The 22,040-nt window shown below is 41.6% G+C and carries 19 protein-coding genes; 10 read left to right on the forward strand and 9 right to left on the reverse strand.

The window, feature by feature from the left end; all coding sequences use genetic code 11:
• Nucleotides 1-79 precede the first annotated feature (79 nt).
• Nucleotides 80-1,396 (forward strand): Hpt domain-containing protein, encoded by a 1,317-nt coding sequence (locus tag FKN16_RS13390; RefSeq protein WP_170902901.1) that lies wholly within the window; start codon nucleotides 80-82, stop codon nucleotides 1,394-1,396.
• A gap of 104 nt (nucleotides 1,397-1,500) precedes the next feature.
• On the forward strand, nucleotides 1,501-2,664 hold the full coding sequence (locus FKN16_RS13395; protein ID WP_170902902.1) for a chemotaxis protein: 1,164 nt from the start codon (nucleotides 1,501-1,503) through the stop codon (nucleotides 2,662-2,664).
• A gap of 88 nt (nucleotides 2,665-2,752) precedes the next feature.
• On the opposite strand, the gene nhaC is transcribed toward FKN16_RS13395, so the two are convergent.
• Entirely contained in the window at nucleotides 2,753-4,186 is a 1,434-nt protein-coding gene (gene nhaC, locus FKN16_RS13400; protein ID WP_170902903.1) for a Na+/H+ antiporter NhaC, read from the reverse strand.
• Nucleotides 4,187-4,616: 430 nt separating this feature from the next.
• On the opposite strand from nhaC, the gene asd reads away from it, so the two are divergent.
• Nucleotides 4,617-5,732 carry an aspartate-semialdehyde dehydrogenase gene (asd, locus tag FKN16_RS13405; RefSeq protein ID WP_005396526.1) on the forward strand — a complete coding sequence of 372 codons (1,116 nt, stop codon included), beginning with the start codon at nucleotides 4,617-4,619 and terminating at the stop codon, nucleotides 5,730-5,732.
• Between the two features lie 55 nt (nucleotides 5,733-5,787).
• Here asd and FKN16_RS13410 read toward each other — a convergent pair whose 3' ends face one another.
• Together FKN16_RS13410 and FKN16_RS13415 are read right to left on the reverse strand one after the other, a co-directional pair.
• On the reverse strand, nucleotides 5,788-6,651 hold the full coding sequence (locus tag FKN16_RS13410) for an ion transporter (RefSeq protein ID WP_170902904.1): 864 nt from the start codon (nucleotides 6,649-6,651) through the stop codon (nucleotides 5,788-5,790).
• Nucleotides 6,652-6,686: 35 nt separating this feature from the next.
• Complete coding sequence (locus FKN16_RS13415) at nucleotides 6,687-7,325, reverse strand: YchE family NAAT transporter (protein ID WP_005396528.1); 639 nt, start codon at nucleotides 7,323-7,325, stop codon at nucleotides 6,687-6,689.
• Between the two features lie 650 nt (nucleotides 7,326-7,975).
• Between FKN16_RS13415 and adhE the strand changes: the two genes are divergently transcribed.
• Nucleotides 7,976-10,678 (forward strand): bifunctional acetaldehyde-CoA/alcohol dehydrogenase, encoded by a 2,703-nt coding sequence (gene adhE, locus FKN16_RS13420; protein WP_046874521.1) that lies wholly within the window; start codon nucleotides 7,976-7,978, stop codon nucleotides 10,676-10,678.
• 141 nt (nucleotides 10,679-10,819) lie between these two features.
• Here the strand turns inward: adhE and FKN16_RS13425 are convergent, their stop codons facing one another.
• From FKN16_RS13425 to sodB, 3 genes are all read right to left on the reverse strand, one after another.
• The gene (locus tag FKN16_RS13425; RefSeq protein WP_170902905.1) at nucleotides 10,820-11,563 is read right to left on the reverse strand and encodes an SDR family oxidoreductase; all 744 of its coding nucleotides are present in this window, start codon (nucleotides 11,561-11,563) and stop codon (nucleotides 10,820-10,822) included.
• Nucleotides 11,564-11,697: 134 nt separating this feature from the next.
• Nucleotides 11,698-12,201 (reverse strand): VC2046/SO_2500 family protein, encoded by a 504-nt coding sequence (locus FKN16_RS13430; protein ID WP_005494471.1) that lies wholly within the window; start codon nucleotides 12,199-12,201, stop codon nucleotides 11,698-11,700.
• Between the two features lie 154 nt (nucleotides 12,202-12,355).
• Entirely contained in the window at nucleotides 12,356-12,940 is a 585-nt protein-coding gene (gene sodB / locus FKN16_RS13435) for a superoxide dismutase [Fe] (RefSeq protein WP_005485383.1), read from the reverse strand.
• Between the two features lie 319 nt (nucleotides 12,941-13,259).
• Here sodB and FKN16_RS13440 point away from each other — a divergent pair, with 319 nt between their 5' ends.
• Nucleotides 13,260-13,595: a Grx4 family monothiol glutaredoxin gene (locus FKN16_RS13440; protein ID WP_005494473.1), complete on the forward strand. Its 336-nt coding sequence runs from the start codon at nucleotides 13,260-13,262 to the stop codon at nucleotides 13,593-13,595.
• Nucleotides 13,596-13,830: 235 nt separating this feature from the next.
• Here FKN16_RS13440 and FKN16_RS13445 read toward each other — a convergent pair whose 3' ends face one another.
• Nucleotides 13,831-14,853: a tyrosine-type recombinase/integrase gene (locus FKN16_RS13445; protein ID WP_064368678.1), complete on the reverse strand. Its 1,023-nt coding sequence runs from the start codon at nucleotides 14,851-14,853 to the stop codon at nucleotides 13,831-13,833.
• A 189-nt stretch (nucleotides 14,854-15,042) separates the two neighbouring features.
• On the opposite strand from FKN16_RS13445, the gene FKN16_RS13450 reads away from it, so the two are divergent.
• The 4 genes from FKN16_RS13450 (at nucleotide 15,043) to FKN16_RS13465 (ending at nucleotide 20,361) form a co-directional block, all read left to right on the forward strand.
• Nucleotides 15,043-16,164, forward strand: a complete 1,122-nt coding sequence (locus tag FKN16_RS13450) for a DNA cytosine methyltransferase (RefSeq protein WP_081048905.1) — start codon at nucleotides 15,043-15,045, stop codon at nucleotides 16,162-16,164.
• A gap of 126 nt (nucleotides 16,165-16,290) precedes the next feature.
• Nucleotides 16,291-18,231 (forward strand): DUF262 domain-containing protein, encoded by a 1,941-nt coding sequence (locus tag FKN16_RS13455; protein WP_170902906.1) that lies wholly within the window; start codon nucleotides 16,291-16,293, stop codon nucleotides 18,229-18,231.
• A gap of 1 nt (nucleotide 18,232) precedes the next feature.
• On the forward strand, nucleotides 18,233-19,351 hold the full coding sequence (locus FKN16_RS13460) for a DUF3696 domain-containing protein (protein ID WP_108676740.1): 1,119 nt from the start codon (nucleotides 18,233-18,235) through the stop codon (nucleotides 19,349-19,351).
• Complete coding sequence (locus FKN16_RS13465; protein ID WP_064368675.1) at nucleotides 19,351-20,361, forward strand: hypothetical protein; 1,011 nt, start codon at nucleotides 19,351-19,353, stop codon at nucleotides 20,359-20,361. The genes FKN16_RS13460 and FKN16_RS13465 overlap by 1 nt, the downstream gene beginning before the upstream one ends.
• A gap of 10 nt (nucleotides 20,362-20,371) precedes the next feature.
• Here FKN16_RS13465 and FKN16_RS13470 read toward each other — a convergent pair whose 3' ends face one another.
• Both FKN16_RS13470 and FKN16_RS13475 read right to left on the reverse strand, forming a co-directional pair.
• Nucleotides 20,372-21,058 (reverse strand): HNH endonuclease, encoded by a 687-nt coding sequence (locus FKN16_RS13470; protein WP_064368674.1) that lies wholly within the window; start codon nucleotides 21,056-21,058, stop codon nucleotides 20,372-20,374.
• A complete protein-coding gene (locus tag FKN16_RS13475) occupies nucleotides 21,055-21,678 on the reverse strand; it encodes a helix-turn-helix domain-containing protein (RefSeq protein ID WP_064368673.1) in 624 nt (207 codons plus the stop codon). Before FKN16_RS13475 ends, FKN16_RS13470 begins: the two co-directional genes overlap by 4 nt.
• A gap of 92 nt (nucleotides 21,679-21,770) precedes the next feature.
• Here FKN16_RS13475 and FKN16_RS13480 point away from each other — a divergent pair, with 92 nt between their 5' ends.
• Nucleotides 21,771-21,983: a hypothetical protein gene (locus FKN16_RS13480; RefSeq protein WP_045607456.1), complete on the forward strand. Its 213-nt coding sequence runs from the start codon at nucleotides 21,771-21,773 to the stop codon at nucleotides 21,981-21,983.
• Nucleotides 21,984-22,040: the final 57 nt, after the last annotated feature.

Here is a 22,040-nt window from a genome sequence, read left to right on the forward strand (position 1 = left end):
CATATCGTCAAATTAAGAGAGCCAATGGCTCTCTTTTTTTATGTGAATAAGAAACATCCATAGTATATGCTTGTAATTAATGGAGATATGCGAGGGGCGAGTGTTGCTGAAGCTAAAAGAAGGAATGAGGCGGTTTGTTTGGTTCTGGTTCGTTTTATGGTGTGTTTTAGCGCTAGGGATTTGGTTGCAAGCCAAACAAACGATTCAAACCATTTCAACAGTGAATGAGCTAGGAAGCAAAGTCGAAGAAGTCAGACACTTTTTTAACTTCGATCTGCCTTATCGTGTTAAGCACGTCGACCAAGTTTCACTAAAACTTCAGTTAGCCTATGCAGTTCGCTTACAGCTTGAAAGTGAGTTTTCTGAAGGAAAAATCACACCAGATATTACTCAATTGCTTTATGCGACCGATCGCTTTTTAGAAAGTGCTCGAGCCTTTGTAGGAAGTGACAGTGAGCTTGTATCATTGGCTGAACAGTTGCGAAGAAGCCGCGCCCGAGCTGAAAACTCTGAGCAAATTCAATCAATGTACTATCGCTTAGGCGCACTTGTTTTGGAGTCTATTTTTAGTGACTCAGCAACGAATAGCGATACTTATCGTGATTTAGACCGACTTTTTATCGAGTCGGACACGCTTTCTCCTCAAGAGCGAAGTGCTTTTCAGCGTCAACTTGCCCAGACTTCAAGCGCGCTATCTGCCAAGGCGCAAGGCAGCTATCTAGTTAATCAACTGCTTAATCCTGATTTCCCGAACCAGTTAACTTCGATAAATGACCAGTTGGAACAAAAGTTGATGACCTTTGTTACTTGGTTGTCAGTAATCAGTGGTTTATTTCTTTCTCTTATTTCATGGGGGCTTTTCTCCCAAAGAACCGTTCAGCCGCTAATACCATCAAGAGCAGAGGATAAAGAGTCTGAGCAAGTTGGTGGGTCTTATGTTGTTTTTTCTGCTCAGTCCCAAAGCTCTCAAAATAGCCAAGTTAACGAACAGAGTCATAATGAGCCGAACTCATCACAAGTGGAAGTCGTGGAACGTGAGCCGTATATAGATATTAATAAGATGCTGGACTCGCTATCGGGAGATGAAAGCGCGGTGCGAATGTTACTTGAAGTCTTTATTCAGGATCACTCTAGCGATGGTTCAAAAATGCATCGGCTATTAGAAGAAGATAAAGAGCAAGCGCAAAGAGCGGCTCATAGTCTTAAAGGGGTCTCGGGAAGTTTAGGGGCAATGCCATTGCACTGCATTTCGGGTGATATTGAGCTGTTGATTAAACAAGGGCAAAAAGTGCCGGAAGAGAAACTGACACGTTTAGATGATGTCCTAAAGCAAACCATACTTTTCGCTAACCACGTTCTCAATAGTGAAAAGATACAAGAAGCGCTAACAGATTGATATTGCTCTGACTTACAATCATCAGAGTTGGGGTATTAAAGGCCCGAACTATATGGCTTAGTTCGCTTTATTCCTGTTCCATACAATTTGTTAAAGGTACTTTCATGTCCGTTCGTCGATTGTCTTCAATGATGTTGATAGGGTTGGTTATGATGCTTTCAGGGTGCTCCCTGTTAGAAGTGAAAATCGAGAGTCAAACCGTCCCTCTTACCAAACAAGAGCTTAATATGCGTCTCCTGACTCGTGAGTATGCGCAACAGTTTTTTGCTCAGGTAGAGCAAGCAGCTGATGCATTGCACGATCAATATGAGCCGCATGATAAAGTCCATCAATCTTATATTTTGCTTTGGAAGATAAATGCTGAAGAAGGTCTTCAAGCCGCAGCATACCAAGTCTCGCCAATGGCAGCACTGATTGATACTTGGACTTTTACGCTACAGATGGATCAATTCTTTACGACTGGCCCTGGTAATGAACTATTTGCGACAGATGAGGCAAAGTTAGTTTCTGCTCACTTAGCGAAAGAGGTGGATAAACTGGCTCAATCTCTGTTGAAACAAGAAGCGTACATCAAGACACAAGCGTTTGTTGCAGAGTTCGTTAAGCAACATCCATTCGCGGACTTAAGTATGATCAGGACGCCAGCTTACCGTGGGTGGTTAGATGCGAATCAAATTAGCGAGGAAGAGGCAGTGACTACGCTAGGTACAATGCCAGAAGCATTAGGGGATGTCTCGGATCGTCTAAGCCTTGTATCAGAACAGACCCCCAAAATTATGACTTGGAAGGCGCAGTTATTAGCATTAAATAGCTCTGCCAGCATCGAAAAAGTTAATGCTGCGCTAAATAGCCTACAAGTTACGGCTGATTCGATGAAGGACTTTATTGATAACAATCCAGAGTACATGCGCTATTTGGCAGAGCAAATGGCGATAGAGTTACAACCTTTGGTTGACGATATTGACCAAAAAACGCAAGCGCGTTTATCTCAATTGGGTGAGGAGCGCCAAGCTTTAGAGCTGATGGTAGCCAGAGAGCGCCAAGAAATCGCGCAGATCATTACCCATGAGCGTGAGAAGTTTGCTCAAGATATGGACCGAGTCTCGCAGGAAGTGGTCAGTTTAGCGATGACCAAGCTGATTGAGCTCGTTAAAAGTACCATTATCTACTTCATCTTGTTCATTGCCGTTATATTCTTTGCACCACTTGGCTTGGGCTATTGGTTTGGTAAGCGTGCAGCAGTGAAAACGCAAGCCAAACAAAGTTAACGTTTGGTTGAGATATAAAAAAGAGCGCTCATGCGCTCTTTTTCTTTGTCTCTCACTAGGAAGAGAGATTCTTCCTATCTATGCGAACTTAAGCGGTTTGCTGCTTCAGTTCGCCTTCTGCTTGTTCAATTGCTTCCGCTGTTGGTTCGCATTTATCAACAAACCAACCCATGTAGGAGCTGATGATAGTCACAATGATACATACAAAGCTTAGCCACATGAACGGTGCATAAGATAGTGTCGCAACACCCAGAATACTTGCCATGTAGATACCGTTGTCACTCCAAGGGACCATACCTGAGGTTAATGTGCCGCCGAACTCTGCGTTACGAGACAAGTTCTTACGTTTGTAGCCTAGGCGATCGTAGTTCTTCGCACAGATTTTTGGTGTCAGGATAAGTGAAACGTACATCGCTGAACCAAATACGTTCCCCATAAAGGCTGTACCGATTGTACTTGTTGCCAGTGAACCTGAACTTTGAACGCGTTTTTCAAACAGCTTAGCGATAGTTTCTAACACACCCACTTTATCTAGTAGACCGCCAAAACCAAGGCCGAATACGATGACAGCAACCGAGCCAAGCATTGAAGACATGCCGCCACGGTTAAGAATTGAGTCAATGAAATCTACGCCTGAAGAAATCGCAAACGGAGCCCAAGCGGTGTTGAACGCGGTTAGGAAGTCCACATCTTGAATCATTACTGCCCAAATAATACCGAGCAGAGAACCAAAACTGATCACTGGGAATGAAGGCATACGCATTGCTAGAAGTGACAATACGATGATCACAGGAACAAATGAGTAAGGGGTGATGTAGAATTGCTGCTCCATCGCTTTAATTACAGAGTCTACCTGGCTCATGTCAACTTGACCTGCGTAGTGGAAACCAAATGCAGTAAACATAATGCCTGTAATAATGTAGCTAATGAGTGCGATCGGCAGCATGCCTTTAATATGTTCCATTACTTCAACGTTAGACATAGATGAAGCAAGGATGACGGAGTCCGATAGAGGCGACATTTTGTCACCAAAGTAACAACCTGAAAGCACCGCACCAGCTGTAATTGGTGCAGGAACGCCAAGGCCTTGGCCAATACCCATCATCGCAATACCAGCAGTACCAGCAGCGCCCCAAGAGGTGCCAGTCGCTAGCGCAGTCAATGAACAGATGATCATGGTTGCGAGCAAAAAGATAGAAGGGTGAATTGCTTTAAGGCCATAGTAAATAATGGTTGGAACAATACCACCAGAGATCCACGTACCAACAAGCGCGCCAACGGCAAGAAGAATTAAGACGGCTCCAAGTCCATTGGAAATGCCATTTAGTGCAGCTTTTTCCAGATCTTTGTACTGATGACCAAGCTTAATGCCTAATATCATGATAATGAACCAACCGATGTACAGCGCTAGCTGGATCGGTAGGTCTAGCTTGGCAGTGAACGAAAATGCCAGCAGTAGAAATAAACCGAGCGAGATAAATACCTGTATCAAGCTTGGTAGGCGTGGTGTAACTTGCTTCATATGTGCCTCTGTCAATCTTGGAGCAATAGAGGAAGGCGCTCCTTGTTGTAATCGCGCATAACATACATTAACAAAAATTATATTTCGAATATTTGGTGTTTTATCTTGATGTTCGTCGGCAAAAACGTTTGCTTGTGAAATTAACTGTTAGTTTGTTTTAACTTTTTTGGTTTTAAATGTTGTGTAATGTGAAATTATTGTGCCTCATGTGTTATTTTATCACTGAGTGGTAAGACCAATTTGGAGTAACAGGGCTTTCCCTACTTGAAAAATGGCCGAAATCGCAAACCAAACACTAAAAAATCTCGTTTAACACGAATTTTCATAGGAAAAGGTTAAAAAATAGGCTTATTTACAAAATAGGGGTTGAGATTTTGATGCGAAAAATTAACTATGGGGTAGGTTTTTTAATACATGGAGAGTTAATACGATGAGAGTTGGTTTAGTTGGTTGGCGCGGTATGGTTGGTTCAGTCCTTATGCAGCGTATGGTTGAAGAGAAAGACTTCGACCTAATCGAACCAGTATTCTACAGTACTTCTCAAGTTGGTATTCCTGCTCCTAACTTAGGAAAAGACGCAGGCTTACTGCAAGACGCGTATGATATTGAAAGCTTAAAACAGCTTGATGCGGTAATTACATGTCAAGGTGGTAGCTACACAGAAAAAGTTTACCCAGCACTTCGACAAGCCGGTTGGAAAGGCTACTGGATTGACGCAGCATCTACGTTGCGTATGGCGGAAGATTCCATCATCACGCTTGATCCTGTGAACTTAAAGCAAATCCAACAAGGCATCCACGGTGGCACGAACACATTTGTTGGTGGTAACTGTACGGTTAGTTTAATGCTAATGGGTCTAGGTGGCTTATTCGAGAAAGGCCTTGTTGAGTGGACAAGCGCAATGACGTACCAAGCCGCTTCTGGTGCTGGCGCGCAAAACATGCGTGAACTGATCTCGCAAATGGGCGTTATCAATGACTCTGTAAGTTCCGAACTTGCAAACCCATCAAGCTCTATCCTAGATATTGATAAAAAAGTTGCAGACACAATGCGCAGCGGTTCTTTCCCTACCGATAAATTCGGTGTACCACTAGCTGGCTCGCTTATTCCGTGGATCGATGTGAAACGTGATAACGGTCAGAGTAAAGAAGAGTGGAAAGCGGGCGCAGAGGCAAACAAAATTTTGGGCTCACAAAGCTCGCCTGTACCAATTGATGGTACTTGTGTCCGTATTGGTGCGATGCGTTGTCACTCTCAAGCACTCACTATCAAGCTTAAGCAAAATGTCCCAATGGACGAAATCGAAGAAATCATCGCCACTCATAACGACTGGGTTAAAGTGATTCCTAACGATCGTGACATTACTGCGCAAGAACTTACACCTGCAAAAGTAACAGGCACTATGTCCGTACCAGTAGGTCGTCTACGTAAGATGGCAATGGGTGATGACTTCCTAAATGCTTTCACTGTTGGTGACCAACTACTTTGGGGCGCAGCAGAACCATTGCGTCGTACGTTACGCATTATTCTTTCTGAGAAAGCATAATCACATCAACCTTTGTTTGGTGACAAAATAAAAGAGCTCCCTAGGGAGCTCTTTTTTATGCTTCGTCTTCTCCACGAACAACGCGTTTGTCAGGATCGGCCAGTTCACTACCACAGTGTTTACAGTAAGTCGCATCAGAGTCGTGCCCGGCGTGAGAACAGTTCGGACACTTCACTAATACTTTGTGCGATTGCATTTCTTGGTGAAGCTCTGCTGTGAAAATACCAGTAGGGACCGCCAAAATTGAATAACCCAACAACATGGTGAGTGAGGCAAGCCCTTTTCCGAGATCTGTTTGAGGTACCAAGTCGCCATATCCAACCGTTGTGATGGTCACAATAGCCCAATAAATACTTTTCGGAATGCTAGTAAATCCGTTGTCAGGCCCCTCAATGACAAAAATCAGTGACCCAAAGATCGTGACCATAATGGCGACAGAGCTAAAGAAGATAAAAATCTTTCTGCGCGCCATCAGTAGAGAACGTAAGAGGATGTTGGACTCTTGAAGATAGCGGACCAACTTGAGTATGCGGAATATTCGCATGACTCGCAGTGCTCTTATTACGCCCATAAAGGAGGCAGAAGGGAAAAACAGTGCTAAGTAAGTAGGTAAAATCGCGAGTAAATCAACGATGCCATAAAAGCTTTTCGCATAGGCGGCTGGTTTTGGAGAGCAATAAAACCGGAGAAAATACTCAATAGTGAATAAACCGGTAAAAGTGTACTCCAAGTATTTTAGCTCTTTTGCCCATTCGGCGCGCACGGATGGTATTGAGTCTAAGACCAGTACGATTAGAGAACTGATAATCGCGATAATGAGTGCAATATCGAAGGTTCGACCAGCTTTGGTATGAGTACCAAAAATGGTGACATAAAGAGTATGTTTGAGAGAGTCAGTCGTCATGACAAAGCGATCCATTGTTGAATCGCTCTATCATACAATTTTATAGAAACTCAGGCTAATCCTGGAAATAAGTTACGTAAACCATTGGCGATAAACTCAATACCCAATGCGCCTAATATCAAACCCATGATACGGGTAATGACGTTGATACCAGTTTGGCCCAAAAATCGCACGATCAGTGGGGCAGAGCGGAACAACAGCCACGAGCATAGACAGAACAAGCCAATTGTAATGCTGATGCCTACCGTATCAAACATGCTTGGGTAGCGTGCACCGTAAACAATAGTCGAACTGATTGCGCCTGGTCCTGCCATCAGCGGCATCGCAAGAGGAACAACACCGATCTGCTCGCGACTCACGTATTCTGATTTTTCCTGTTTGTTTTGTTTATCTTCCCCCAGTTTACCGCTCATCATCGAGAACGCGATGCTAAGCAGCAGTAGCCCACCTGCAACACGAAACGAATCCAGAGAAATGCTGAACATATCTAATAGTAACTGGCCAGCAAAGAGCGAGATGATCAGAATGATAGCAACAGCCACGTTCGCTGTGGTTGCCGTATTGCGCTTTTCGTCTGGTGTCATATGTCCGGTTAGTGACACAAACACAGGCATGATACCAACAGGGTTTACTGCGGCGACCAAACCAAGAAAAAACTGCAAGAAGATAGCAAGTTCAAAAGTTTGCATGTTGCGTACTCATTAAAGTTCACATTAGTGAAAAGGCGAAGGGGTAATTTGGGCGTAATGTAAGGCAAAAGTTGGGTTGGAAGAAATGAAAAAAACTAACGCATTTCCTACTGTTTTAGTGAGAAAAACTAATTCTTTAATAAACTGTATCTAATCTGGAAAAGAATTGTTGCGTATAAAGTTGCTGTCAAAGCGTGCTGTTTTACATAAACGTTAACATTCGCACACTTTTGATAAAAACTAAGGTGGTTTGTAGAGAGATGTATTCGGTTCGATATACTCTCAGTAGCACAAGGAATTGGGCCTACATGTAATTTTGTTGGCTAAAAATGAAACTTTTTTACAGGTTGTTGTAGTTTCTTTTATTTATTTGTCTATTTGCTTCTTTTTTGTTCAATAAAAATTGAAGGTTAATTTATTTGTTTATCAGTGAGTTATATCGTTTTAGTGTGATGGGGCACCACTTTGGTGGTATTTAGGTCGTGAGAACTGATCCAAGTCAATTTTTTTTACACTCTGAAATATTATACTCAGTCCTGAAAGCAATTTACTAAGACGTTTGTTTTCTAAGTGACTGATAAACAGTAAAAACGATAAGTAATAGCCTTAGTAAAAAGTTTTTAATATTTGTTAATTTTAGGAGATTCCCTATGCCTGTAACTAATATGGCTGAACTAGATGCAATGGTCGCTCGCGTTAAGAAAGCGCAAGAAGAGTTCGCTACTTACTCTCAAGAGCAAGTAGACAAAATCTTCCGTGCAGCGTCTCTTGCAGCTAACCAAGCTCGTATCCCTCTAGCGCAACAAGCGGTAGAAGAATCTGGTATGGGTATTGTTGAAGATAAAGTAATCAAGAACCACTTCGCTTCTGAGTTTATCTACAACAAATACAAAGACGAACAAACGTGTGGCATCCTAGAAGAGGATGACAACCTAGGTACTATGACTATCGCTGAGCCTGTAGGTATCATCTGCGGTATCGTACCAACAACTAACCCAACATCTACAGCGATCTTCAAATCTCTAATCTCTCTGAAGACTCGTAACGGTATCATCTTCTCACCACACCCACGTGCGAAAAACTCGACTAACGACGCAGCTAAACTGGTTCTAGATGCAGCGGTAGCAGCGGGTGCACCAAAAGACATCATCGGTTGGATCGACCAACCTTCTGTTGAGCTTTCTAACGCTCTTATGAAACACGATGACATTGCTCTTATCCTTGCAACTGGTGGCCCAGGCATGGTTAAAGCAGCTTACTCTTCTGGTAAACCAGCAATCGGTGTAGGTGCAGGTAACGTTCCTGTTGTTATCGACGAAACTGCTGACATCAAACGTGCAGTGGCTTCTATCCTGATGTCTAAGACTTTCGACAACGGCGTAGTATGTGCTTCTGAGCAGGCTGCAATTGTAGTTGACGAAGTTTACGACGAAGTGAAAGAGCGTTTTGCTTCTCACAAAGCTTACGTACTAAGCAAAGCAGAAGCGGAAAAAGTTCGTAAAGTACTGCTTATCGATGGCGCGCTAAACGCGAAAATCGTAGGCCAACCAGCAGCAGCAATCGCTGAAATGGCAGGCGTTAAAGTTCCAGCAGACACGAAAGTTCTTGTTGGTGAAGGTCTGGGTAAAGTTTCTTACGATGACGCATTCGCTCACGAGAAACTATCTCCAACTCTAGGTCTATTCCGTGCTGACAACTTCGAAGACGCGGTTGCTCAAGCGGTAACTATGGTTGAGATTGGTGGTATCGGCCACACATCTGGTCTTTACACTAACCAAGATACTAACGCTGACCGTATCCGTTACTTCGGTGACAAGATGAAGACAGCTCGTATCCTAATCAACATCCCGACAACTCACGGTGGTATCGGTGACTTGTACAACTTCAACGTTGCGCCTTCTCTAACTCTAGGTTGTGGTTCATGGGGTGGTAACTCTATCTCTGAGAACGTAGGTCCTAAACACCTAATCAACAAGAAAACTGTAGCGAAGCGAGCTGAAAACATGTTGTGGCATAAACTACCTAAGTCAATCTACTTCCGTCGTGGTAGCCTTCCAATCGCGCTTGGCGACCTAGAAGGTAAGAAACGTGCATTCTTAGTCACTGACCGTTTCCTATTCAACAACGGTTACGCAGATGACGTAGTAAGCCTACTTAAAGCTCAAGGCATGGAAGTTCAAACATTCTTCGATGTTGAAGCTGACCCAACGCTTTCTGTAGTAGAGAAAGGTGCGGCTCAAATGGCTAGCTACCAACCAGACGTTATCCTAGCGCTAGGTGGTGGTTCACCAATGGATGCTGCGAAGATCATGTGGGTAATGTACGAGCACCCAGAAACTCACTTCGAAGAACTAGCAATGCGCTTTATGGACATCCGTAAACGTATTTACAAGTTCCCTAAAATGGGTCAAAAAGCTGAGCTTGTATGTATCACTACAACTTCAGGTACTGGTTCAGAAGTTACACCATTTGCGGTTGTTACTGACGACAAAACTGGCGCTAAATACCCACTAGCTGACTACGAAATCACGCCAAACATGGCTATCGTTGATGCTAACCTAGTGATGAACATGCCTAAGTCTCTAACAGCATTTGGTGGTTACGATGCAGTAACTCACGCTCTAGAAGCTTACGTATCTGTTCTTGCGAACGAATACTCAGATGGTCAGGCTCTACAAGCACTTAAGATGCTAAAAGAATACCTACCTTCAAGCTACGCGAACGGCGCTAACGACCCAATCGCTCGTGAGAAAGTACACAACGCAGCAACTATCGCTGGTGTGGCATTTGCTAACGCATTCCTAGGTGTTTGTCACTCAATGGCGCACAAACTAGGTGCTGAGTTCCACATTCCACATGGCCTAGCAAACGCATTACTTATCTCTAACGTTGTACGTTACAACGCGAACGATAACCCAACTAAACAAACAGCGTTCTCTCAATACGACCGCCCACAAGCACGTCGTCGTTACGCTGAAGTTGCTGACCACTTAGGTCTAAGCCAAGCTGGTGACCGTACTGCTCAGAAAATTGAACGTCTACTAGCATGGTTGGATGAGCTAAAAGTGAACCTAGACATCCCAATGTCTATCCAAGCGGCAGGCGTAGCTGAAGCAGACTTTATCGCGAAACTTGATGAGCTAGCAGTTGAAGCGTTCGATGACCAATGTACTGGTGCGAACCCTCGCTACCCACTAATTAGCGAACTTAAAGATGTGTTAATGGCTTCTTACTACGGTAAAGCATTCGTTGAAGGTGAAACTTTCGAAGGTACAACAGTTATCAAGAAGAAAGCAGACCAAGAAGCAGCGAAAGCGGCGCCTAAAGCAAAGAAAGAAAAAGCTGACGCGTAATTAAGAGTCGTGTGAGTAAGGTTTTCGCTAGCACGAAACCTTAACCGGGAAAAAGTAAAAGCCCCAGTCATTTGACTGGGGCTTTTTTGTTGAGAAAGTCGAGTAATAGCGATCCGTTTACGCAACAAACACGTTGTCCATTCATACTTCTGTAGCAACCACTCTGCCACTAAAATACTCATTTGATACGATATATGCGGTATTGCGAACCAATTCATCTTGGATCTCGGCCCAGTGTCTTTCGTTAAGTTCTTCTCTTGTATGGTTTACCGAAGGAATGACGCCACCCACCCGAATATTAAATGGAGTGAGCTCTTTTGCCCAACTGTGAGTAAAACCTGACACCAAAGCAGCCATGCTTTCTACTCCCGTTAAATCTTCATGGCTGTCATGGGAAATGACGTTAACAATTACCCCTTTCTTATTTCTAGCGCGAAATCGTTCGGCTCCCACTTGGCCATAGGTGTAGAGGAAACGCGCTGCAGAAGACAAGTGATCAATGTAAGTACTCATAGGTTCGGGAGCCATCAAGCCTGGCATGGGAGAGCTCGTCCAGCAATTGACTATCACGTCTGGTGTCGCACGCAGCTGCGATTCTATTTGATCAAACAGTAAGTTAATGGACGTTGTGTTATCACTGCACACATTCATCGCATAGACTTTATCTGTGAAGGCACTAATCTGCTCATAGCTCGCTTTTAGAGCGTTAGAGTTTTGGTCACAAAGAATCAACGTCGCTCCAAGGTGAGCAAAGTGACTAGCACAAGTCCTTCCTATAACAGAACCTGCAGACGTGACGAGAATAATTGATTCTTTAATATCCATAACACCTTCACTGTATCCATGTGTGAAAAACAATACACCAGTGGTTTGTGCTATCAGCATGGTTGAAATTCGTTGAGCTCAGTGTGAAAGGCTTCAAACTAACGCTTTCGAGTAAGGGCTATTGTGCGGTAATTTGTAAGGCGTCACATTTCTGACGTGTTGATACTGCAAGCTGTTGGATGAAAAGCTGATCTCTATGCTTGAGCTTGGATCTGATACTGACGTTGAGCCGTCACTAGCTGATTGTAGAGGCCCGCATCAGGGATAAGGCTCTTGTTGCGCTCACCTAAAGTGCGGCGCTCGTGGCCTGACAAATTATGATAAACGTCTTCAGGAAGATCGAACGTATCTTCTGGCAAGTAGGTTAGGGCGTCTGGTTTTAGGTAGTGGCTTAACTTTGCAGATGGCAGACCCGCATTATGGAATTGTTTCGCTTGTAATGCGGCGAGCTCGTAGCTGCTGCTATCGGAGCGCAAAGCTTGAGGCTGAGAGAGCCCAAACTGTTGACGAAGAATCTCGTCGCTTGTGGCCGTTTCTTTAATTTCTTCAACCGGTACGACATCTCGAACATCGTTGGAGAACATAGACAAAATCAGCGAAAAATCGGCACGACGACCTTCGTGAACAGCATGGTTGATACCGTTGCCGAACTGAATTTCGTTGATAATTGCTGCTTTGTCTAACGTATGAATTTGCATGATGTTCCTCTTGAGATGCTTTTATAACGGCGCATCAAAGAAGAACTTTAGGAAAAAGAAGAGATTAAATGGGTATTTTTAAGCGAGAAAAGAAAAAGCTCGCTGATTCAGCGAGCTTTTAAAATAAGACTAAATTGAACTAGGGGGAAGTCAATTACTTCGCTAAGTTCTCAGCTACGAAGTCCCAGTTTACAAGAGCCCAGAAGCCGTTCATGTAATCAGGACGTACGTTGCGGTAATCGATGTAGTACGCGTGTTCCCATAGGTCAACAGTTAGAAGTGGAGTAGTACCTTCTTCTGTTAGTGGCGTTGCTGCGTTAGAAGTGTTAACGATTTCTAGAGAACCGTCAGCTTTCTTAACTAGCCAAGTCCATGAAGAACCGAAGTTGTTGATTGCTGCGTCAGTGAACTTCGCTTTGAATTCTTCGAAAGAACCGAATGCTGCGTTGATTGCGTCTGCAACTGCGCCAGTTGGTTCGCCGCCCGCGTTTGGAGCAAGACAGTGCCAGTAGAACGTGTGGTTCCAGATTTGCGCTGCGTTGTTGAATACGCCACCAGTAGAAGTCTTGATGATCTCTTCTAGAGTTTTGCCTTCGAACTCAGTACCAGGGATAAGACCGTTAAGCTTAACAACGTAAGTGTTGTGGTGCTTACCGTGGTGGTAGTCTAGAGTCTCTGCTGAGATGTGTGGTTCTAGTGCGTCTTTCGCGTAAGGAAGAGCTGGTAGTTCAAATGCCATTACTCGATTCTCCATTGATATGAAAGGTTAACCTTTCGATTGCTTCCAGTGTTTTTTTATAGCTATGTAGCCTTTATACGGCTGACTTGCTAGATATTTTAGCAAGTTTTTACTTTATTAAAACCCCGATATGAAAATATTTTGAGATGCTAAGTGTTGTTCATGCTCCTCCACTTACCAACGAAGTGGTAGTAAGCGGTCAAACTTTTTGCTTTTAAATCATCTCAGTATAAACCGTATCAATTATATGGTTTTTATTCTGTCGTTATTGAGTAGAATGTGGCAAATAAACAAGTTCACATCCATGAATGAGGAAGCGATGGAAACTATCGACAAAATCAAACAGCAGATCTCTGAAAACTCAATCCTGCTGTACATGAAAGGCTCACCGAAACTGCCAAGCTGTGGTTTCTCTTCTCAAGCATCACAAGCGCTAATGGCATGTGGCGAGAAGTTCGCTTACGTAGACATTCTACAAAACCCAGACATCCGTGCTGAGCTACCAAAATACGCACAATGGCCAACGTTCCCACAACTATGGGTTGAAGGTGAGCTAATTGGTGGTTGTGACATCATTCTGGAAATGTTCCAGAAGGGTGAACTTCAGCCTCTAATCAAAGAAGCTGCAGCACGCGCTGAAGGTCAAGCTGAGTAATTCGTAAATACTCACATTTAGCGATAGAATACGAAGGAGCCGTACTGGCTCCTTTTTCTTTTTAGGTTAGTGGAATGAACATAAAGCTTTATTATGTCCGATAATGTCTCTAACCCTCGTGAAGCCTTGTAAACCCTTGTCCTAATTAGTGTATTCAAAATGTCTTGTCCGAATTTTAACGTAGAATAACGCTTAATTACGATGTGTGTCGCCATTTTGTCGCCACTTATGGCGGCTAGATATCTAGTGCTGTTAGAGGATTAAACCTCACCGCATCACTCAAGTGATTTGGGGAAAAGTGCGCATAAATCATCGTGTGATCGATGTGCTGATGGCCGAGGATTTCCTTCAATACAAGAATGTTGCCGCCATTCGTCATAAAGTGGCTTGCGAAGGTATGGCGTAGAACATGAGTGGCTTGGCCTTCTGGTAAATGGGGAAGGGCGATCGTTAGCCACTTATACACCACGTTGTAACTACAGGTGAACAGGCGATCATTGGTCGGCTTATATATCTGATGATACAACTCTTCAGAAATAGGTACCGTCCGGTTGCGTTTGCCTTTGGTATTGCTGTAAGTGATCCGGCACTTCGTTAAGTTAGAACCTTTTAAAAATATTGCTTCCCGCACGCGTGCACCTGTTGCCAAACAAACCTTATACACCTTAATCAGCTCGTCACCAATTGGGCTTCTCCTTGCCACTTCGAACAAGTGGTGAATTTCTTGCTCGGTTAGGAAGGCCAGTTCGGATTGAGGCTTTTTGATTGCCTCGATACCATCAGCCGGATTCGGCAATTTCCATTCGCCTAGTTTAATCAGCTTGTTGAACATTGCTTTGAGCAAACCGAAATCCACATTGTTAGAAGCGATAGACAAGTCTCTGTGCTGTTTACCTCGCCCTTTGTTCGAGCGACTAGCTCTGTACAATGCGAGTTGCTGCGCATTGAGATGTGAAGCAACAGGGTTGTTTAAATCTGAAACCATGCTTTCTAAACGAAGGCGAGTATGGTCACCGGATTTTAGATTCTTGCCATGCAACTTAAACCACAATGCAACCAGCTCGGATAAACGGCGATGATCAGGTTTAACACCTAGCCAGGGTTTATCGTCTACTTCTCGCATGGTGAATCGTTCGAAAGCAGCTGCTTCACCTTTAGTAGCGAACCTCTTACGAATCCGTTTACCTACTCGTCCCTTTGGATAGCATTCACATAGCCAAGGTTTCTTTGAACCGTCTTTTAAATTGCGGATTGACATAGTAAGATGGAATTGTGCTGTATATAAAAACAGTATAATTCGTGCTCATACGTTAAACAATGTTTTCTGTTGCATACATTAAACAATGTCATTGAGCCGAAAGAATTACAAACTCCAGTGACACTGTGTTATCGCATGAGGTAATATAGTCGGTCGTTTATTGATACCATTAACATTTAGGGCGTTAAGTTGTCTGCTAATCAACCAATAATTTTTTCTTTTTTCTCTGGTAGTGGTTTCTTAGATTTAGGCTTTGAAAAGTCTGGATTTGATGTTCGCTTTGTTAATGAGTTTCACCGTTCTTTTCTGGATGCTTATAAGTACTCTCGTGAACAAATGGAGCTACCAGCTCCTAAATACGGCTACCATCTTGGAAGTATTGAAGACTTTGTGACGGGTAATCACAAGAATGAGTTGTCGAAGCATGTTGAGCATGCCAAAAAAGAAGCAATGGTCGGATTTATTGGAGGCCCTCCATGTCCTGACTTTTCAGTCGCTGGTAAACAGAAAGGTGCAGATGGTGACAATGGTAAATTAACTAAAGTCTTCGTCGAAACTATTATTGAAAACCTGCCGGACTTCTTCTTATTTGAAAATGTGAAAGGTCTTTGGAAAACGGTTAAGCACCGAGCATTTTATGAAGAAATGAAAGTCCTATTGGAAGATGCTGGCTACGTTCTAACAGAGCGATTGACCAACTGTATTGAGTTTGGAGTACCGCAAGACCGCGATAGAATTTTGATGTTTGGTGTCTTGCGCAAACATGTAGGTGATTTATCAAAGGAACAGTTAGAGAAAGATTTTAACTGGAAACAAGAAATAAAGTTTGATAGAGAAACTGTGCTTAATAAAGCATTGTGGCCGACTACAAGTGAATTTAAAGAGTCAGCCAGCTCACGCCGTAAACTGCCAAAATCGTTAGAAAAATATAAAGAACTTACTGTGCAACATTGGTTTGAAAAAAATGACGTGTACAAGCACCCCAATGCTAAGCATCATTTTAAGCCGTATTCTCAACGATTCCGAACGGTAGAAGAGGGTGATGATGGTAAGAAATCGTTTAAGCGTTTGCACCGTTTTAGATTTTCGCCAACAGCTGCATACGGTAACAATGAAGTGCACTTACATCCATACCGTTCGCGTAGGTTGAGTGCGGCGGAAGCATTAGCGATTCAATCGTTACCAAAAGAGTTTCAACTTCCGTCAACGATGACTCTATCAGATATGTTCAAAACCATTGGCAACGGCGTTCCGTATTTAGCTGCGGAAGGGTTAGCTAAAACCATTCGAACCTACCTCAAAACACTTTAAAGGAAAGGAGCTTAACGGCTCCTTTTTTATACGTTTCACAACGTCTATTTACGTTACTCTACATTTGCTGTCAACCCATGCTAATATAGCCTACATAATCAATACTTTGATAGTTGGCGAGTTTGTATGAAGTTTGAAGACGTTTTAGATTATCTGGAACAGATGATTGGTTTGAATCTGCAACCAATAAATGAATCGAATGAAACATTAGTTATCCTTGAAGTCGATCGTGATAATAGTCGTTACACTGTCGACAAAACTACGAGTACACGAAAGCGTACTCGTCCTTTCTCTGAATTAAAAAAAATTCTAAGTGTATTAAATCAAAAAAGTTATGCTAGCGTGGAGCAAGCACTAAATGGAGCTGGTTCTAGTCGTCATCAACCTGAAACAATTTTTGCCAACTTTCCATGTGTTGAGCACTTTAAATACGATAAAAGAAAGCATCTCTATTTAAGGGATTCTAATACTCATAGTATTGGAACTTTAAAAGAATTATCAAACCCTGAAGCGAGAGAGTTAAAAAGAAGAATTGATAGGTATAGAGATTTTGATATATCTCAATTCTACTTTTTACATAATAAACAGATTAGCCTATTAGAGGACAAATTATCTAACATCTTCACTAAATATCCTGGTGAGGGTGATGTGGAAACCATTTCCGATGTGTTAAAGGAATTACAAAATCTTGAGGTTAAGTTATCTGAATCAATTGTGACATTAGACTTGTCAAATATCTCAGAAAATAAATTTTCCGATAACCAAAATGGCGATGATAATGAGCGCAGTGGTAATGACTACCAGCAAAGTGATAATTCTGATGATGGAGATGATAATTCTGATGATGAAGATAGTAGTATTGATGATTACTCAATTATTACTCATTTTGAAATGTCCAGGATCAATCAAGTTAGCCCAACAGTCTCTCTATTGTTTGACCGTGTGAAGTATAATGAAATCGATTTACAACCTGAGTTCCAGAGGGGAGATAGGGTCTGGCCTGTTCCAGATAAATCGCGATTAATTGAATCGGTACTTTTGGGACTACCAATTCCTGTACTTTATTTTGCTGAAAAAGAAAATACTGATCCAGATGTAGATGCGGATTATATATGGGTCGTTATAGATGGTTTACAGCGTACAACGGCACTGATTGGTTACATGAGAGGGGACTACGAATTAAAAGGATTAAAGCGTCTAAAAGATTATAACGACCTGACGTTTAATGAATTGCCTAGAAAAGAACAACGAAAAATTCGAGAGTATCAATTATTTGGGCACTTAATTCCAATGTCTAATGATAGTGACGCAATGATAAGAGAAATATTCCATAGGATAAATACGTATGGGAAGACATTGAGTCCACAAGAGATTAGGTCAGCACTTTACCAAGGTCCTACGAATCGATTTTTGAAATATGTTGCGGATTCAGATGAATTCCTCAGTGCAATTCCAGCGAGTATTAGTTCTAATAGGATGCTTGATCTTGAGTATGTATTGAGGGCTGTGGCGTTTCTTATTTTTGGATACGAAAATTATACTTATAATACAAATGATGACTTTTTAAGTCATGCAATGAAAGTTTTAAATAAGTATAAATATCCTATGAATTCAAGAATTGAAAATGCAGATCCTATTTATTCTGATTTGATGGTTAGATTAACTTCATCTCTAGAATCGTTAACGTTAATTTTTGGCGATGATGCGTATAAAAAAGAACCAGGCGGTAGAGTTAATAAGGTTTTATTCGAAACACTAGTTTCTCTTTTTGCAATGATGACAGATGAAGAAAGAGAAAAAATGGTTAATTTAGATAACGCTAACTATTTTAAGAAACGATTATTTGAAGCAATAGAGAATAACGAAAGAATCTCTCGATGGGAATCAACCAGTGATAACTGGGATAATCGAGGGTTTGAATATGCAATAACCAATTCCACAAGTAAAAGAATTACTGTGTTGTATAGGTTTAGAAGTATCGTTGAAATGATAAATGAAGTTCCTGGTATGCAATTTAATCCAGAACCTATGTTAGAAAATTTTAATAAAAAACAAATTGGTAAATAATATGTTCGAACATATCAACTTAACGAATTTTAAATGCTATAAAAATACACCATTCGATATGAAAGATTTGGTTGTTTTTTGTGGGAATAACTCAGTCGGAAAAAGTACTGTTATACAGTCAATATTATTGCTGATACAAAATGAATTTTCTGGCTCGTTGAGACTTGACGGTGATTTTATAAAGCTAGGTAGTTATAAAGAAGTGCATAATATGGATGCAAATACAGACTCTTTACTACTTGAGGCTGTTATAGATGGTCACAGGTTATCTTGGGGCTATGAGCGAGATCCACTATCAGAGGATGAGAAAGATTCAAACCTACTACCGTTTTCTGAATCTATGGACTTAGGCTTGGCTGGTTCAATTGCAAATGAAGTTAGAGAAAAATATAAGAACAACTTTAACTTTTTATGCGCTGAACGTTGGGGGCCTCGCGATAACTACCCATATTCAAACCAACGTCGTTCAAGAAGCTGGCTGGGTATTCATGGTGAATACACAGCTCAAGTCTTAACTAACTTGTTGGAGTCATCAAAATCTTTGGGCGAAGGTGACCCGAGAATACATGATAAAATCACATCGAGATTAGTTATTGATAACTTTACAAAATGGATGGGAGAGATATCTCCAGACACTTTTGTTAAATCCGATTCAATAACACATGCTAATATATCAACGAATCAATTTGTATTTGATGGTCATACCTATAGAGCAACAAATGTAGGATTTGGTTTGAGTTATGCTCTGCCTGTAGTTCTTTCTTTAGTTATGGCTAGATCTGGCGGTCTAGTGATTATAGAAAACCCAGAAGCACACCTCCATCCTAAAGGACAGAGTTATTTAGGACGACTGATACAGAAAACGGCCGAAGCTGGTGTTCAGGTTATTATCGAAACTCACAGTGACCATTTACTTAATGGTATTCGAGTTGCGGCACGTTTAAGCGAAAACTATATAGCTGGGTCGTCTAGAGTTTTCTTTGTTTCTCCAGGAGAAGATCAAAGCAACGTAGAGCCGATTGATATTGGCGACAAAGGTGAACTTTCTAATTGGCCAAGCGGCTTTTTTGATCAACAAGCTGAAGATATTCGAACTTTAATGAAAGGTGTGGATCGCTAATGAAAGGTTCGAAGTCTTACGCAAGTGCATATTCATTTAAACATGTTGATGTTGTCAATACGCCAGATTTTGACAGTCTCGCTGCGTATGTCTCCTATATCGAGAAAGCTATCGATTCGTTTGCTGTTTCAAGTAACCATACGTTACTGTTCTCAACAGACTATTCTGATTTCAAAGTTAATGGTTCAGATTTAGAGACTCGATTACTTGAAATAACAGGGGATCCATCAGCTGCAATTCATTTCCTTGGTGAATTTGAAAAAGCAATAGGTATAAATAAGGCGTATCTTGACACAACGCAAATTGTAAATGCTATTCAAGCGAACCCACAAGAAGCTTTACCTTTTGAGTATGCCTACAAAATTGGGTTTATTTGGCCTGGGATTTCTGATGAAAAGCAAATCTCTTCTTATACTGATTTGTGCAACCAAAACTCATTTAATTTTAAAAATGGCGTAACGACCAGGAAAGGTTTTACAGATAAAGCTAAGATCGTGTATGAACACATTCAATTTCACCCTCAGTTTGAAGATAAACTTCAAACCATTAAGCGTGGAACGTTTATGGATTATCTTAGTGAGTTTAGCCACTGTTTAAATACGTTGAACCAAGCCTCTTTTGAAATATCTAAAGAAGAAAATCAGAACCTGGCTGACTTGCAAGTTATTTCTGATAAATCAGCAGAACCTGAGTTAAAAGGGCGTATGTTAGCATGTACAAGACAAGGTGCTAATAAGCCATATTTTGACTTCGAGAATCTAAATCGTGGAGAAGTTAAGGTAGATAGTTATGGTAAAGAAAAGGTTGTATATCCTCTAGAGAATATCAACTCTGAATACCACTTAAAACTAAACTTCAATGATAAAGGTATTAAAATTCAGTCTGATGATGATTACAATCGAGCTTATTTCGCAATGAAATATTGTGACGTGACTGACAAAAAATACATAAAACTTGCTTATATAGGTGAGCACTGGCCACCTAAGAAAGGTGGAAAGAAGAGAAAATAAAAAGCGGCTACTAGCCGCTTTCTTTTTCAAGAGCTATCTCTTTAAGCTTTTCAGTTAAAGCTCTTTGCTCAGAACTATAATGCAATTCCCGATGGCAGTTAGGACAGACAGCAACACAGTTCACTGGTGTATCAGGACCATCATCGATGAGCCTAATCAAATGATGGACTTCTAGATATGGCTTACCTGAAGCTGTTATAAATGGTGCGGGCTTGTTGCAGCATTCACATATTCCGTTAGCTCTAAGTAGCACCCAGGCTTTTACTGCTGGATCTCTGATGAAATTTGAACTTGAGGAATTCGTTGTAGAAGGTCTCTGGTTCCCTTCAGGCTTAACCATTGCTTTCTTACTGAGTTCTTCATTAACGCTTGCTTCAAAGTAAGTTAAGTCTTCGAAAGGGCGATTTTCACTTTCAGCAATGTAAGACTCGATTAGTTTCGCGTGCTTAGGGGAAATATTTCGTTTAGGTTTTAGACCAGTAACCCAGTTACGATTTAAAAGCTCATACACGTAAGAGATGTTTTGCATCCTGAATTCAAAAGACTTAGGACTTCTATTAAACTTCTCAGCAAGTGATCTGTAGATATGTGCTTTTACAAATTTTTCGCCTTTAAATTCCATCTTATGCATTTTTACATATTCATTTACGGCACCTTTTAGCTCTTCATCGCTCCAGTATTCTTGGTCTTCTTTCATGCCTTCTCCATCACCAACGCAACTCTACCTACAACCCTTACTTCATCTTCCTCTACTGTCAGAGTTGAACCATTAAAGCTGATCGCCAGCTTCTTACCTGGTAGGCGTTGAATTTCGTTCAAGGAGAATAGACCATCCATATCTACTAGATATGTGCCACTTACTGCTTGATGAACTTCTTTATCGATAATGAATGTTGAGCCATCTTGCTCGATACCCATCGCATTTAGTAAGCCAAGCTTATCTAAGTATGCTTTGTCGAAAGGTAGAGTCTCGTTACCTTGCAGTTTACCGTTCACTAAATTGAATACATCGATATCGAATAAGACTCTTGATTCGTTTTTCTTAGTTACGTGATCTTGAGAGTTTTGCTCTGGAAACGGTTCACCTTCATCTAAAAGTAACCACTTTAAAGAAACTCCTTCACTCAAATGAATGCGTACTGCTAATTCAAATGGCGTCATGTTTCGAGTGTGCCAAGTCGAAATTGTGCCTTTATTTACACCTAGAACGTCAGTTAGCTGGTTATAACGCTCTAGGCCCATTACTTTGACGACTTTTGATGTAAAGTCGCGACCACCAATGTATTCATATGGTTCTATTTTTTTCTTGACAGTCATTCAAATGATCACCTAATATTCAAATCAATGACTAGCGAGCTGCAACTCACTAGACCGTTACACAACATTCAATAACCTACAAGGATAGCATTATGCTTTCATATCAAGTAGTCCTAAATACACCTTTCATGACGTACGACCAATATTCCCAGTTCTCTGGTATGCCTAAGCGTACCATCATGGATTGGGTGGCAGATGGTCGCTTACCTATTAAAACTAAAGCAAAAGGTAAAGAAACACCGCTTATCAACATGGTGGCGTTACTTGAAATTGCTACACGAGAAGCAATGGAAAACTTGGGGTAGGTGATCATGCGCTTATCTTCCTTAATTCCAACCAAAGAGCATTGCCCTTGGTGGCTA

It is taken from the genome of Vibrio sp. 11-4(1), from assembly GCF_013048625.1.
Lineage (GTDB): Bacteria > Pseudomonadota > Gammaproteobacteria > Enterobacterales > Vibrionaceae > Vibrio > Vibrio diabolicus.

What these genes read in the sequence shown, in the direction of transcription:
- FKN16_RS13390 (WP_170902901.1), top strand. Translation starts at nt 80, where the DNA reads ATGGAGATATGCGAGGGGCGAGTGTTGCTGAAGCTAAAAGAAGGAATG.
- FKN16_RS13395 (WP_170902902.1), top strand. Translation starts at nt 1,501, where the DNA reads ATGTCCGTTCGTCGATTGTCTTCAATGATGTTGATAGGGTTGGTTATG.
- nhaC (WP_170902903.1), bottom strand. Translation starts at nt 4,186, where the DNA reads ATGAAGCAAGTTACACCACGCCTACCAAGCTTGATACAGGTATTTATC.
- asd (WP_005396526.1), top strand. Translation starts at nt 4,617, where the DNA reads ATGAGAGTTGGTTTAGTTGGTTGGCGCGGTATGGTTGGTTCAGTCCTT.
- FKN16_RS13410 (WP_170902904.1), bottom strand. Translation starts at nt 6,651, where the DNA reads ATGGATCGCTTTGTCATGACGACTGACTCTCTCAAACATACTCTTTAT.
- FKN16_RS13415 (WP_005396528.1), bottom strand. Translation starts at nt 7,325, where the DNA reads ATGCAAACTTTTGAACTTGCTATCTTCTTGCAGTTTTTTCTTGGTTTG.
- adhE (WP_046874521.1), top strand. Translation starts at nt 7,976, where the DNA reads ATGCCTGTAACTAATATGGCTGAACTAGATGCAATGGTCGCTCGCGTT.
- FKN16_RS13425 (WP_170902905.1), bottom strand. Translation starts at nt 11,563, where the DNA reads ATGCTGATAGCACAAACCACTGGTGTATTGTTTTTCACACATGGATAC.
- FKN16_RS13430 (WP_005494471.1), bottom strand. Translation starts at nt 12,201, where the DNA reads ATGCAAATTCATACGTTAGACAAAGCAGCAATTATCAACGAAATTCAG.
- sodB (WP_005485383.1), bottom strand. Translation starts at nt 12,940, where the DNA reads ATGGCATTTGAACTACCAGCTCTTCCTTACGCGAAAGACGCACTAGAA.
- FKN16_RS13440 (WP_005494473.1), top strand. Translation starts at nt 13,260, where the DNA reads ATGGAAACTATCGACAAAATCAAACAGCAGATCTCTGAAAACTCAATC.
- FKN16_RS13445 (WP_064368678.1), bottom strand. Translation starts at nt 14,853, where the DNA reads ATGTCAATCCGCAATTTAAAAGACGGTTCAAAGAAACCTTGGCTATGT.
- FKN16_RS13455 (WP_170902906.1), top strand. Translation starts at nt 16,291, where the DNA reads ATGAAGTTTGAAGACGTTTTAGATTATCTGGAACAGATGATTGGTTTG.
- FKN16_RS13460 (WP_108676740.1), top strand. Translation starts at nt 18,233, where the DNA reads ATGTTCGAACATATCAACTTAACGAATTTTAAATGCTATAAAAATACA.
- FKN16_RS13465 (WP_064368675.1), top strand. Translation starts at nt 19,351, where the DNA reads ATGAAAGGTTCGAAGTCTTACGCAAGTGCATATTCATTTAAACATGTT.
- FKN16_RS13470 (WP_064368674.1), bottom strand. Translation starts at nt 21,058, where the DNA reads ATGAAAGAAGACCAAGAATACTGGAGCGATGAAGAGCTAAAAGGTGCC.
- FKN16_RS13475 (WP_064368673.1), bottom strand. Translation starts at nt 21,678, where the DNA reads ATGACTGTCAAGAAAAAAATAGAACCATATGAATACATTGGTGGTCGC.
- FKN16_RS13480 (WP_045607456.1), top strand. Translation starts at nt 21,771, where the DNA reads ATGCTTTCATATCAAGTAGTCCTAAATACACCTTTCATGACGTACGAC.